The organism is Streptomyces sp. NPDC058964, assembly GCF_042741275.1.
Lineage (GTDB): Bacteria > Actinomycetota > Actinomycetes > Streptomycetales > Streptomycetaceae > Streptomyces.
This window is the reverse complement of the sequence record NZ_JBHYKH010000007.1, coordinates 38,895-52,093: the sequence shown is the minus strand read 5'-3', so window position 1 is coordinate 52,093 and position 13,199 is coordinate 38,895. Positions and strand designations below refer to the sequence as shown.

The 13,199-nt window shown below is 72.1% G+C and carries 10 protein-coding genes and 1 pseudogene; 4 read left to right on the top strand and 7 right to left on the bottom strand.

Annotated features, from left to right (window positions below; translation table 11 throughout):
• The 4 genes and pseudogenes from ACFW2E_RS01855 to ACFW2E_RS01840 all read right to left on the bottom strand — a co-directional run.
• A pseudogene (locus ACFW2E_RS01855) lies at window positions 1-360 on the bottom strand (hypothetical protein); the annotation flags it as partial.
• Window positions 360-1,040 carry an isochorismatase family protein gene (locus tag ACFW2E_RS01850; RefSeq protein ID WP_384459800.1) on the bottom strand — a complete coding sequence of 227 codons (681 nt, stop codon included), beginning with the start codon at window positions 1,038-1,040 and terminating at the stop codon, window positions 360-362. The gene ACFW2E_RS01850 and the pseudogene ACFW2E_RS01855, both read right to left, overlap by 1 nt.
• A 63-nt stretch (window positions 1,041-1,103) precedes the next feature.
• On the bottom strand, window positions 1,104-1,874 hold the full coding sequence (locus ACFW2E_RS01845; RefSeq protein ID WP_384459797.1) for a 2,3-dihydro-2,3-dihydroxybenzoate dehydrogenase: 771 nt from the start codon (window positions 1,872-1,874) through the stop codon (window positions 1,104-1,106).
• Window positions 1,875-1,915: 41 nt separating this feature from the next.
• Window positions 1,916-3,121: a 3-deoxy-7-phosphoheptulonate synthase gene (locus tag ACFW2E_RS01840; RefSeq protein WP_384459794.1), complete on the bottom strand. Its 1,206-nt coding sequence runs from the start codon at window positions 3,119-3,121 to the stop codon at window positions 1,916-1,918.
• 265 nt (window positions 3,122-3,386) lie between these two features.
• Here ACFW2E_RS01840 and ACFW2E_RS01835 point away from each other — a divergent pair, with 265 nt between their 5' ends.
• Complete coding sequence (locus tag ACFW2E_RS01835) at window positions 3,387-4,328, top strand: transaldolase family protein (protein WP_384459791.1); 942 nt, start codon at window positions 3,387-3,389, stop codon at window positions 4,326-4,328.
• A gap of 46 nt (window positions 4,329-4,374) precedes the next feature.
• Here the strand turns inward: ACFW2E_RS01835 and pabB are convergent, their stop codons facing one another.
• Entirely contained in the window at window positions 4,375-6,504 is a 2,130-nt protein-coding gene (gene pabB, locus ACFW2E_RS01830) for an aminodeoxychorismate synthase component I (protein WP_384459788.1), read from the bottom strand.
• Between the two features lie 46 nt (window positions 6,505-6,550).
• On the bottom strand, window positions 6,551-7,333 hold the full coding sequence (locus tag ACFW2E_RS01825) for a methyltransferase domain-containing protein (protein ID WP_384459785.1): 783 nt from the start codon (window positions 7,331-7,333) through the stop codon (window positions 6,551-6,553).
• 254 nt (window positions 7,334-7,587) lie between these two features.
• Between ACFW2E_RS01825 and ACFW2E_RS01820 the strand changes: the two genes are divergently transcribed.
• Window positions 7,588-9,561, top strand: a complete 1,974-nt coding sequence (locus ACFW2E_RS01820) for a helix-turn-helix domain-containing protein (RefSeq protein WP_384459782.1) — start codon at window positions 7,588-7,590, stop codon at window positions 9,559-9,561.
• A gap of 41 nt (window positions 9,562-9,602) precedes the next feature.
• On the opposite strand, the gene ACFW2E_RS01815 is transcribed toward ACFW2E_RS01820, so the two are convergent.
• The gene (locus tag ACFW2E_RS01815) at window positions 9,603-10,790 is read right to left on the bottom strand and encodes an IS701 family transposase (RefSeq protein WP_384459779.1); all 1,188 of its coding nucleotides are present in this window, start codon (window positions 10,788-10,790) and stop codon (window positions 9,603-9,605) included.
• A 374-nt stretch (window positions 10,791-11,164) separates the two neighbouring features.
• Between ACFW2E_RS01815 and ACFW2E_RS01810 the strand changes: the two genes are divergently transcribed.
• Window positions 11,165-11,716 carry a SigE family RNA polymerase sigma factor gene (locus ACFW2E_RS01810; protein WP_384459776.1) on the top strand — a complete coding sequence of 184 codons (552 nt, stop codon included), beginning with the start codon at window positions 11,165-11,167 and terminating at the stop codon, window positions 11,714-11,716.
• A complete protein-coding gene (locus ACFW2E_RS01805; RefSeq protein WP_384459773.1) occupies window positions 11,713-13,080 on the top strand; it encodes a PQQ-binding-like beta-propeller repeat protein in 1,368 nt (455 codons plus the stop codon). Before ACFW2E_RS01810 ends, ACFW2E_RS01805 begins: the two co-directional genes overlap by 4 nt.
• The last annotated feature ends 119 nt before the right edge of the window (window positions 13,081-13,199 follow it).

The following is a 13,199-nucleotide window of genomic DNA, read 5'->3' as shown; positions in this document are numbered from 1 at the left end:
GTGGCGTCGTCGGCGTTGGTGTGGGGGGCGGGGGGGGTGGTGTGGGGGGCGCCCCCCCAGGCCGGCGGCCCCGCCGGCCTGCGCCTCGACGGTCATCGCGAGCAGCGGCGTCCCGTCGTCGCGCGCCGTGTATCCGCGCTCGGCGATCTGCCGGTACGGGACGAGGGCCAGCACGTCCTGATGCGGTCCGTCCCCGGCCGGGGAGGTGTCGTCGAGGGGTATGCCGGCCAGTGCGCCGACCTCGCCGACCGTGCCGAGCAGCAGGTCGAGGCGGTCCGGGCCGGTGGTGTCGGGGCGGTGCAGCAGGGCGAAGGGGCCCGGCCGCGGCCCGAGGACGCGGGCGAGCAGATCCCCCGTCATCACACCTCACCTCCGGAGTAGGCCAGTTCACGGCCGGCCGGCAGGGGCAGCGCGGCGAGCAGGTCGTCCGTGAGGGCGAGCGAGGCGCAGCGCGCGGCGGCGTACTCCAGGGTCATCCGGTGGTGGCGCCGGCCGAAGTCGGCGATCGCGTCGGCCACCACGAACGGCTGGATGTCGTGGCTGAACGCGTCGAGGGCGGTCATCATGACGCCGACGTGCGCGTACACCCCGCAGATGACCAGCTGGTCGCGGCCGCTGTCCCGCATCCGCCGGAGCAGTTCGGTGTTGTGGAAGGCGCTGTAGCGCCACTTGGTGAACACCCAGTCGCCGTCCGCGGGCGCCACCGGCTCGACGACCTGACGGTCCTCGGGGCGGGTCGTCATGCCGGGGCCCCACATGTCCTTGAGCAGCCCGCGCTGCTGCTCGGTCATGCCGCCGGGCTGCGCGGTGTAGGCGACGGGTACGCCGAGGGCGGCGAGGCGCTCGCGCAGCCGGGCCGTGTTGCGCACCAGCGAGTCGACGGGCTCCTGGCCGGCCGGGAACGGGGCCAGGAAGTACTTCTGCAGATCGTGCACGAGCAGCACGGCACGCTCGGGGTCGACCGTCCAGCTCACCGTGTTCGCGGGCAGGTCGGCCGCCGTGGGCAGGGGATAGGGGCGGATGGCAGGTATGCCTGGCACAGGTGTGCTCCTCACTGGGACTGGGGGTTTCGGGCGTACGGGCCGCGCGGCGGACCGGAGGGCTCAGACACCGAGGGCCGCACCGCCGTCCACCGTCAGGTCGTGCATGGTGATGTGGGACGCCTTGTCGGACAGCAGGAACGCCACCGCGTTGGCGACGTCCGTGGGCCGGGCGAGCTTGCCCAGCGGAATGCCCACCCGGTACGCCTCCGGGACCCCTTCGATGGAGGCCCGCGCGCTGCCCTGGTCGGTCCACATGGCCGTGAGCATCGGGGTGTCGGTGGAGCCGGGCGCGACGATGTTGGCGCGGATGCCGAACTTCGCCACCTCCAGGCCGAGGCACTTGGTGAACATGGTCGCGGCGGCCTTGGACGCGGCGTACGCCGACATCTCGGTGCGCGCCGTGCCCGCCGAGTTGGAGGCGATGGTGACGATCGCACCCCGGCGGCGGCGGACCATACGGTTCACCACGGCGCGGGACACGAAGAAGACGCCGGTGGTGTTGACCGCGAAGGTGACGCTCCACTCCTCGTCGGTCAGGGCGCGTGCCTCGGCGAGCCGGAGCACACCGGCGGCGTTGACCAGGTGGTCGATCGGCCCCAGCCGCTCCTCGACGTCGTCCACCAGCGCCTCGACCCGCGCGCTGGACGTCACGTCCCCGACGAATGCCTCGACGGCCTCGCCTCGCTCGGCCGCCTCCTTGACGAGGACGTCGAGCTGGTCGCCGTCCCGGTCGACGGCGGCCACCGTGATCCCCTGGCCCGCGAGAGTCTCCACCACCGCCGCTCCTATGCCGCCGGCCGCGCCGGTGACCAGAGCTATTTCTTTGTGCATGACGGTTGGCTCCTTATTCGGCTGCTGCCGCGGCCGGTCGTTCAGGCATGCCAGACGGAAACGACGTCGACTGCCTGACGGGGATTCAGCCGCGGGTCGCAGTAACTGGTGTACTTGTCACCGATCTCATCGGCCCCGGAGGCGTCCTTCACGCATTCGTGGACCTCGTCCGGGGTGGTCTCCAAATGGAGCCCGCCGGCCACGCCGCCGTTCTCCAGTACCGCCGCCTGGAATTCCTCGACCTCACGCACGACGGTTTCGACGTAGCGCGTCTTGAATCCATGCGGAGTGGACACGGTGTTGCCGTGCATCGGGTCGCACAGCCAGATGACCGGGTGCCCTGCCGCGCGTACCGCGCGCACCAGGGCGGGCAGTTGCTCGGCCGCCCGGCCGGCCCCCATGCGGGAGATGAGCGTGAGCCTCCCCGCCTCGCGCTCAGGGTCCAGCCGCTCGCACAGCTCGAGGAGTTCCTCGGGCGTCATGGTGGGCCCGGCCTTGACCGCGACCGGGTTGGCGAGCGCGGCGAAGAACGCGACGTGCGCGCCGTCGAGCCGCCGGGTGCGCTCGCCGATCCACGGCCAGTGCGTCGAGGTCAGCAGCAGCGAGCCGTCCGGTTCGGGGCGCAGCATGGCCGCCTCGTAGTCGAGCAGCAGCGCCTCGTGGCTGGTCCACACGGGTGCCTCGACGGGCGGCGGGCCGGCGTCACCGAACCAGCCGAGCAGTTCCACCACGTCGGCGGCGGCCCGGTAGCCGCTGAGCAGCCGCTTCGGGTCGGGCCGGCGCAATTCGGGGTCGGGTTCCGGGGAGTTGACCATGTGCCCCCGGTACACCGGGAGTTCGACGCCGTCGACGACCTCGGTCGGCTTGGAGCGGGGCTTGCCGAACTGCCCGGCGAGCCGGCCCACCCGGATGACGGGCTTGTGCGAGCGGGCCTTCATCACCCCCGCGAGGACGTCGAGGAGTGCGCTCTTGCGCGCCACGTGGCCGGCCGTCGCCTCGGCCGGGTCCTCCGCGCAGTCGCCTGTCTGTATCACCTGCAGTTCGCCCGCCGCGGCGCGGGCGAGCAGGGCGCGCAACGTGCGCACGTCGGCCCCGCGCACCAGGGCCGGGGATTCCTTCAATTCGTCGTGGACCTGCCGCAGAACTCCCCCGTCCGGCCAGGCCGGCTGTTGGTCGGCAGGCCGTGATTTCCATAGCGCGACTTTATGCACGTGGCACCTCCAGTGCTCTCGTGGTCGCCCGGACATGGCTGCGCCGTCGAGTCTGCGAAGGCGCGAGCTCCGGCCTCCATCGAGATATTGCAACTTCGTCAGGTGGCGCTTTTTCAGTCAGGTTTTCCAGAGGAATTGCTCGAGTACGTGACGAAGTACCGCGACGGGGAATGAAGAGGGGAATAGAAGGGCCGGCCGACGACAGAGCGGGGAGGTCGGCCGGTTCGGTTCAAACGGCAACCTGACAGATTCGAATCTTGGGATATGCGCAGAGCCGCCGGGGCGCCCTAGGCTGACTCTTATGATCAGCCGGTCAGCCAGTGCCATGCTTCAGCAGCTGGCAGCCGAGGGAGTCGCCCCATGGCTGTCGGCGGACGCCACCACGGACTTCGACGTCGATGTCCTGAGCCATCTGGCCCGCCGCGAGCTCGTCGCGGGCGCGGTTCTCACCGGGGGCCCACCCGCCGCGCTGCACCGGGTCTGCGACGCCCTGCTCCCGGTGTTCCTGGCCACCGACGGGCGGGCCGGGCACGTGTCGGTGGCCCTCACCGCCGGCCGCGGGACGAGCGCCGAGGACCTGCTCGACGCGGCCCGCTCCCTGCACGAGCGGGTGGGCCGCGCCAACTTCCTGGTCCGGCTGCCCGTGGACGCGGGCGGCCTCATGGCGCTGCGCGACTGCCTCGCCCAGGGCATCGGGGTGCAGGCCGGTCCGGTGTACTCGGAGGAGCGCTACGGGCAGCTCCTTGCGGCCTTCTTCGCCGGCATGGAGCGGGCTCTCGCGGCCGGGCTGCCGCTGCACGAGATCACTCTGGTCGCCGGGGTCCCGGTCGGCCGGCTGGACGACTCGGTCAACGCGCGGCTGGAGGCGGTGTACGGTCCGCGGGCCGACGCCGCCCGGGACACCGCGGCCGTCGCCCTGGCCCGATGCATGTACGGTCTGCGCGAAGACCGTCTCAGCAGCGACTGGTGGCGGGTCATCAGGACCGGCGGGGCCCAACTCCCGCTCCTGCTCTGGACGGACCCGGCCCCGCGGCACATGGCCGACCTGGTCGGCGCGAACACCGCGCACCTCCTGAGCCTGGAGCGGCTCGAAAAGGCTGCGGTGGAAACCGAGCTGGCGGGCGAGGCACTGATGGGCTCGGCCTCCGAGGGCCGGCACGCCCTGAAGGAACTGGCCGTCCTGGGCATCGACATGGAGACCATGGCCCGCGAGCTGGAGCTTTCGGGGCAACGAGGCGAGTGACGACGTACGGCGGCGCCCCACCCCGGGGACACCGCCGTACGGACCCTCAGAGCCTGACGCCGTCCTGCTCGCGCTCGGGGAACACGGTCCCCGTCAGCCGCAGCAGCGGCGTGGCCTTCACGGCGGTCTCCTCGAACTCGGCGGCCGCGTCGGAGAGGGCGATCACGGCACCACCGACCCCGTAGCGCACCCGGTCCCCGGTGACCAGCGCCGTGCGGATGACGATGCTCCAGTCCGCGGCACCTGTCAGCGACAGATAGCCGATGGAGCCGGAGTAGACCCCGCGTGCCCCGCCCTCGAGACGGTCGATGATCTTCATGGTGCGCACCTTGGGCGCGCCCGTCATCGACCCCCCGGGAAAGGCCGCGCGGACACAGTCCACCGCACTCAGCCCGGACCGCAGCCGTGCCCGCACGGTGCTCACCAGCTGGTGGACCGTCGCGTAGGTCTCCACCCGGAAGATGTCGTCGGCCTCCACCGAACCCGGCACGGCGCACCGCCCCAGGTCGTTGCGGACCAGGTCGACGATCATCAGGTTCTCGGCGCGGTCCTTCTCCTCGGTGCGCAGCGCGGCGACAAGTGCCGCGTCCTCGGCCGCGCTCGCGCCCCGCGGCCGGGTGCCCTTGATCGGCTCGGACTCGATCACCCCGTCCGCGCCGACCCGCAGGAACCGCTCCGGCGAGGTGCTCAGCACATGCAGCCCGCCGAACTGCAGCAGCGCGGCGAACGGCGCGGGGTGGTCGCGCCGCAGCCGCAGATAGCTCCGCCAGGGGTCGTAACCGCCGCGCACCTCGGCCATGTTGGTCAGGCACACCTCGTACGTCTCCCCCGCGGCGATCTCCTCCTGGCAGGCCTCGACCAGTGCCAGGTACGAAGCCCGGTCGTGCCGCAGGGTGACCGTGCCCTCCGCCGCTCCCGGCGAGGCCGCATCCCGGGACTCGACGCCGGGGACCGCCTCGGGCAGCCGCCCCGCCGCCTCCCGCTCCAGCCGCCCCCGGGCCCGCCCGAGCCACGCGTGCGCCGCGTCGGCGCCGCCCGCGGCGCCGTCCTCGGCCGCCGCCAGCAGATATGTGGTCCCGGTGGCGTGGTCGAGGACCAGGGCCCGGCCCGCGAACACCATCGTGGCGTCCGGGTCCGGTGAGCGGTGCACCGCCTCGCCGCCGCACTCCGCCTTGAGTTCGTAGCCGAGGTAGCCGACCCAGCCGAGCGCGAAGTCGAAGGGCAGCGGCGGCACTTCGGTGCGGATGCCGCGCAGGTCCCGCTCCAGCCAGTCGAGGAAGGGGCCCGCGGACATCTCGGTGCCCGCGGCCGACCGTACGCTCACCGTCGCGCTGGACACGTCGGCCGTGGCCACCCGGCCCAGTGGCCCGGACGCGTCGCCCATCACGGAGAACCGTCCGCGCCGTTCGTCGGGCCTGCTGCTGTCCAGCCAGAAGGCGTGGTCACCGCCCTTGAACAGCACGGCGTACGCGGCCTCGTCGGTCCAGCGCGTCGGCATCTGCTCCACCAGCACGCGCAGCCGCCGGGTCGGCCGGCCCGCGGTGGGCCGCCCGGGCCGCGCGGTCTCGGACCGGCGCCGGCGCAGCGGGCGCCGCTTGCGGTAGGGGCGGCTCAACTCGGCGAAGTTGCGCAGGAGTTGAGTTCCCTCAGGGGTGCAGATCGACTCCGGGTGGAACTGGATCCCCCACATCGGGCGCAGCCGGTGCCGCAGCCCCATCAGTACGCCGTCCGGCGTCCAGGCGGTGGCCTCCAGCTCCGGGGGCAGCGCACTCACCGCGAGCGAGTGGTAGCGGACCACCTCCATCGGCGAGGGCAACCCGCGGAACAGGCCCGTACCGGAGTGCAACACGGGCGAGGTCCGCCCGTGCCGCGGCTCGGGCGCCCGGTGGACCTCGGCGCCGTGCAGCAGCCCGATCGCCTGGTGCCCGAGGCAGACGCCGAGCAGCGGCAGCCGCGCCCGCGCCACGACCTCGCGGGAGATGCCCAGGTCACTGGCGCGGTGCGGGGTGCCGGGCCCGGGTGATATCACCACGTTGTCGAAGCCGGCGAGCAGTTCCGTGCGCCATGCCGGGTCGTCGTTCCTGACGACCTCCGGCTCCCGGCCGTTGACCTCGGTCAGTTGGTGGAAGAGGTTGTACGTGAACGAGTCGTAGTTGTCGAGGAGAAGCGTACGCACGTGTGTCCTCGGATTCCTTCCTCGTGGGCGGCCGTGTCGGTACGTTTCAGGCGGTCCTCGCCACGATCTCGAACAGCAGGTGCTCGACCATGTCGTCGCCGTACTCGCACTCGCGGACCCGGCGGGCGGCCAGCAGACGCAGCTCGCGTCCGCACTCGTCCGCCATCCGGTACAGCGCCGGAACGTCCCCGCGGTCGCTGAAATGCAGCAGGGCGCGGCCGTTCGCAGCCACCCGCAGTGGTGCCTCTGCCAGGTACCGGCGGTGCGTGCGGTAGCCCGGGTCGACGTAGGCCTGCTCGTGCGGGGAGCGGTAGGTGTAGTCGACGGGGGCCAGTACGTAGTTGGAGCTCCAGAAGACGACGTCGAACCGCTCGCCGGGCTCCAGGCCTTTGAACAGGTCGCTGTGCACGGCGCGCAACCGGTCACCGACACCGTGCCGTTCGGCGTTGGCCGCGGCGTTCGCCACCGCCAGCGTGTTGATGTCCGAGGCCACCACCCGGTCGTACCCCGCGAGCACGGCCATCGTGGCCGTCAGACCGGTGCCGCAGCCCATTTCGAGGAACGAGCCGCCGTCGTGGGCACCCGGCGTCACGAGGTCCAGGAACTCGATCCCGACCCGGGTCGACGGTGAGTAGACGGGCGCGAAGACCTCCGGGAACAGGTGCCATTCACGGCCGTACATCGTGAAGGTGCGCGGCCTGTCCTTGCGCGTGAGCGACTCACGGCTGCGCCCCAGCGACCGCTCGTAGCTGCCGAGCGGGCCGTGTCCATGTGCGAATCCGCCGCGCGGCCTGGGCGCGACAACCGGTTCCAGCTGTGCCTGCGACATCCTTCTCCCCCATCTCATCGGCTGCTGCCGCCTCGGGCGGCCCGCCGTGCCACGACCGTGGCACTGAGCGTCAGCCTTGCTGTGGAGCGTGCTCATCAGAAGGTGCTCAGGCGACACCCTGGGCGACGGGGGGTGGTGGCCGACCCACCGCCAGTGGTGCTCACCTGCGCGTTGGGCTCGGAACCGGGCTCGGGTTTCGGTTGACCTCCGGTTGAGGGCCGACCTAGATTTTGCGGGCGGGTGTGCTCGTGTCTATGGGGGGAACGAACACGGTGCGGGATTTCGCGACAGCGGGTGAATCGCGTTCGAGTGCGCTCGACATGCTCGAACTGCTGGTGGCGGAGGCCCCCGCAGACCGGTACGAGAAGGTCGTCACCGACGCCCTCGCCGGCGGCGTCGACCCGGAGGAACTGGCCGAGCTCGAGCGGGCCCGGGATCTGTCGCTGCGTATCCGGGAACTCTTCGAGCGCCGCCGGCAGCGCGAGGCGGGACTCGTGGCGCTGGTCGACACCGTGCGCGACCTGACTCTGCCGTACACGCTCGACACCCTGCTGAAAGTGATCGTCCGCCGCACCCGGCTGCTGTTCGGCGTCGACATGTCCTGGGTCGCGCTGTACGACCCCCAGCAGGAGGGCTCGGTGGTGCGCGCGGCGGACGGCCAGGCATCGGCCATCACCGTCGGCTTCCGGGTGCCCATGGTGGGCGGGCTCGGGCTGCGCGCGACGAGGGAGTCCGGCCCCTTCTCGACGTCCGACTATCTGGTCGACAAAACGTTCGCCCACTCCGAGGACATCGACGCGGTCGTCCGCGCCGAGGGCCTGCGCTCCATGATGGCGGTTCCGCTCCAGCACGACAACGCGGTCTCCGGCGTCCTGTACGCGGCCGGGCGCTCCGTACGGCATTTCGGCCCCGACGAGATCTCGCTGATGGTGTCGCTCGCGGACCTGGTCTCCATCGCCATCGAGAAGGCCCGCCTGCTCGACGGCACCCGCCGGGAGATCGCCGAGCTGGCCGAGGACACCCTGCGCGAGCGGGGCTCCTCGCAGCTGGCCCAGCATCTGCGCAGCACGCACAGCCGGCTGGTCGACCTGGTGCTGGCGGGCAGCGATCTGCAGGTGCTCACCGCCGAGGCGGCCGAGCTCCTGGGCGGCCCGCTGAGCGTACGGGACCCGGCCGGGCGGGAGCTGGCGGCGGCGGGCTCCTTACCGGAGTCGGCGGCCACGGACGACGTCGCCGCCGCCTCGCTCGACGCGCACGCCGAACGGCGTCCGGTGCGCGCGGCCGACGGTCTGTGGGTGGCCCCGGCGACCGCCGGTGAGGAGATGCTCGGCACGCTGGTGCTGGCTCCGCCCGAGGTGACCGCGGAACACCATGTCCAGCTGCTCGGCATGGTCGCCCAGTGCATCGCCATCCTGCTGCTGATGCAGCGCAGCGCGGCCGTCGCCGACGGTCAGGCCCGCGACGAGTTGCTGCGGGACCTGATCACCGGATCGCCGTCGGTGCTTGAGCAGGTCGCCGAGCGCGCCCGCCGGCTCTCCCTCGACCTGGACGAACCCCATGTCGTGGTGGCCATTCGCCCCGAGGGAGGCATCCAGGGCCGGGCCCTGGTGTGGGCGTCGGCGTACGCGCACCGGCACCGCGGCCTGCGGACCATGGCCGGGGACTGTCTGGTGTTCCTGCTGCCCGGCACCGAGCCGGGCGCCGCCTCGGCCGCGCTGTCGAAGGAGCTGTCCTCGGTGCTGGGCCGCCGGGTGACGGCGGGCAGTTCCGGCCCGGCCGGGAATCCGGCGGCCGTCGCCACCACGTATCAGGAGGCCAGGCGCTGCCTGGACGCCGTCGTCGCCCTCGGCGGGATCGGCAGCACCGCCTCACCGCAGGAACTCGGCTTCCTCGGGCTGCTGTTGTCGGAGAACCCCGACACGGGCGACTTCATCAGCCACACCATCGGTGCGGTGCTCGACTACGACAACCTCCAGCGCACCGAGCTGGCGCGGACGTTGGAGGAGTACTTCGCCTCGCGCGGCAGCCCCACCTACGCGGCGGAGCGACTCCACGTCCACCCCAACACCGTGTCGCGGCGGCTGGAACGCATCACCGAACTCCTCGGCGAGAAGTGGCAGGAACCGGCCCAGGCGCTGGAGGTCCAGCTGGCCCTCCAACTGCATCGCACTCGCCGCGTCCTGCAGCGGAACCAGGACCACCACCGAGCGGACCGCTCGAGCGGCTGACGACGGTGATGGTGTCCTCGGACGGGCAGGGCTCGCCCCGGTCAGGCGGTTTGCAGGTCGCTGTCGCCCCGTGGCGGTTCGTTCAGCTTCGGGGCCACCGTGAGGGCGCGTACGGCGTGGGCGGCGGAGGCCAGGGTGATGTGCCGGTGCCAGCCGTTGAAGGAACGACCCTCGAAGTCGACGAGCCCGACCGGCACCGAGATCCGGGCGAAGTCGGTCTCGGCACGCAGCGCCAGCTTCGTCAGTCGCAGCAGCGCCCCCGCGGGACCCGCGGTCAGGTTGCTGATCCAGTACCGCTGCGGCCAGCCGTGCGGATCGCTCCACTCGCCGATCAGCAGCACCGGTTCCGACGACGGCGCCAGCGTGACCTGGACGGTGGCCACCAGGCTCGTACGGGCCACGCCGTGCTCCGGATCCCGCCAGGTGACCGGTCGGCGCATGGCCCGGATCATCTTCAGCAGCTGCTGCGCGGAGACCTCCCGGTCGGTGTCGCAGGGCAGCCGGCCACGATCGGCGATCGTCACCCGGGTGGCCCCGCGGACGGCGCCCAGCAGCGGCATCCGCTCGGCGTCGAAGAGGCGTACGAGGGCATGCGGATCGCAGTCCGGAAGGTCCACAACGACGGGGCGGGGTGTGCCCAGACCCCAGCCGCGCACCTCCAGGGCGGTGGCCGCGACACACTCCGCGTCGGTGACCGTGGGATGTCCGGCATCGGAGCGCAGCCGCCCGGCGGCGGTGCCCTCGCTCCGGCGCTCCTCGTGACACATCAGCCGCCAGTGCACCGGCGCGCTCGCCTCCTCGTCGACGGCCCAGATCCCCAGCGCCTCCTGGCTGTTGACGACCTGTCCGAGGCTGGGCACGAACCGCCGGGCCACGCCGACCGAGTGACGCCCGGCCTTCGGGATGACAAGCGGCCGCGCCACCCAGGCACGCGGCCGCAGCACCCGCTCCAGATACCGGCACAGCGCGGCCCGCACGGGCATCCAGTCCCAGGTGGACGAGGACACGAAGTGATGCAGGCTCTGCTCGGCCGAGCCGCCCCCGACATGGGCGGCGATGTTGCGCGCGGTCTTGCGTCCGTCGGCCGTCAGCAGGCCGTACAGATACTGCGCCCCCTTCTCCCGCTGGTCCGCACGCGGCAGCAGGGCGAACAGTTCGGCGCACAGCTCGGCGACAGTGGCGTCCGGCACCTCCGGTCGCAGGCGTCGTACGGCGTTCACGGCAGTCATTTCCAGGACCCCCTAACTCGGCACCCCCGCTTACTCCAGAGCGGAGGGGGTGCTTTCACGGTGCGGTCGGGGGGACCGCCGGCAACAGGTGAGCCGACCACACACATCCGTCGCACCACGCTGGTCCGGCCACCGGGCACGGGGCGGGACAGGTGGAACGCCGATGAGGGGCACACGGGAACAACCGCTTCTCGGTAGGGCTGTCCGCCACGGCTGTCCGCCCGCAGGCCGAAGGGAACCGGCCGTCACGGCTCCGTGAGCCCGCTGACCACGGAAGCGTGCAGGAAGATCCCGTGGAAGGAACCCGGAACGGCAGGCATAGATCGTCGACGGGCCGCGCGTCCTTGTGAGCGTTGAGAAAAACGGGAGGGCCCATGGACCCACAGGACCACGCAAGATTCCGGGACTTCGTCGACGCCCGGTGGAGCGCGTTGCTGCGCCTGGCGAACCTGCTCACCGGCGGCGACCGGCACGAGGCCGAGGACCTTGTGCAGATCGCTCTGATGAAGGCGCTGGGCCGCTGGCGACACATCGAGGACCCGGAGGGCTATGTACGCAAGGTGATGTACCGGCAGCAAATCAGCCGCTGGCGACTGCGCCGCCCGCACCGCGAGGCCACGTTCGCCGCGCCGCCGGAGGATCTCGGCATCGCCGACGGCACGGCCGCCGCCGATCTGCGCATCACCGTGGGCCAGGCGCTGGCCCGGCTGACCCCGCGGCAGCGCACGATGCTGGTGCTGCGCTATTTCGAAGACCTTTCCGAGACAGAGGTGGCGAGCGCCCTGGGCTGCTCGGTGGGCACAGTGCGCAGCACCACCCATCGGTCGCTGGCCCGGCTGCGCAGTCTCGCGCCGGAGCTGGGCGCCCCGGCTCGGACCACAGCCGTCGCCCCGAACAACAACTTGCCGAAGGGAGCGCACACATGAACGCCGACCAGCTGGACCGTGTGATCCGGGACGTCCTGCACAGGTGGACCCCCGCCAACCCCGGTGCTCCCGCGAACATCGCCGACCGCATCGTGCGCCGCCGACGACGGCGGAACCTCGTGCGCGCCACCGGCGCTGTCCTCGGCCTCGCCGGCATCGGCCTCGGCGCGGTCCTCGTCACCGGTGCGGCCGGCGACAACGGTCCGCGGCCGCCGGCCTCGCGGGTGAGCAAGCAGAGCAGGCTGCTGTGGCAGACCACGTTGCCGGGCAAGTCCTGGGACGCCTGCGGCACCGGTCCTGGTGCCGTCTACTGCCGGGGGAAGGAATACGACGGCATCGGGGTGGACGCCCGTACCGGAAAGGTCGCGTGGCAGCGGAGGGCCAAGGACGTCAACGGCGGCAGCTCTCCGGCAGGATCGCTGCCCGGTGTCCGCGACGGAGTGCTGTACACCTACGCCGATCACGCCCCGGGTGCACCCAGAGCGGGCACCGACCTCGTCGCCCTCGACATCGGCAGTCAGCGGGTGCTGTGGAAGCACGAGCTGGCAGACGACAGCCGCAACCGGGCCTCCGCCCTGCTGTACGACGGCGGGATCCTCGCCAACTCCCCGACCTTCAAGAGCGTGGTCGGTCTGGACGACAGGACGGGCCGGACGCTGTGGACGTACTCGTGGAAGAACGCCGACTGCGACCGGGCCTCGATCGACGGCGTCCCGTACCTGATGTGCTCGCCGGACAGCGAGAAGGCCCCGCAGCGCAGCACCGTCGTCCGGTTGGACCCGGCGACCGGCAAGCCGCGGACGGTCGCGACCATCGACGGCGCGACGGCCTACATCGGCGCGGATGGAGCTGCCGTGCTGCTGGGCGGTACGGGCGCCGGACAGAGGTCCCCCGGCGCCTCCGGGCCTGCCACCCTGACCCGCGTCGACCTCGGCTCGGGCAAGGTGTCGCAGTACCCTGTCGACGGCCTGCCGATGGGCGTGGTCGCGGACGGCATCGTCCTGGCACCCGGCAGGAACGGCAGCGCCGTCGCGTACTCGGCCGACAACGGCAAGCGGCTGTGGTCGCGCGACCTCGGGCTGAAGCTGCGCAAGGCGTCGCGCGAGCCCACGATGCGGGAGCTGCCCTCCGCCGCCGCGGTCGATCTCGCCGGCCGGGTGGCTTACTACCTCGATCCGTCCGGGCATCTCGTGGGCCTCGACCTGGACAGCGGTGCGGTGCGCTGGCGCGGCCGGGTGCAGGTGCCGCGCAGCCCGGTGGAGGCAGGCATCGCCCCCGAGCTGATGGTCTACGATCACGAGCTCATCGGCCAGATCGGCGGCGAGCTCTTCCGCATCAAGCCCGTGCTGCCCAAGGCGGGTTGAAACCCGGGTCCCCCGGGGGGGCGCCCGGGGGGGCGGCGGGGGGCGCGGGGGGGGGGGGGGGGGCCCGCGCCCCCCCCCCCGCGGGCCGCGCGCGGGGGGGCCACCACCCACCCCCCCGC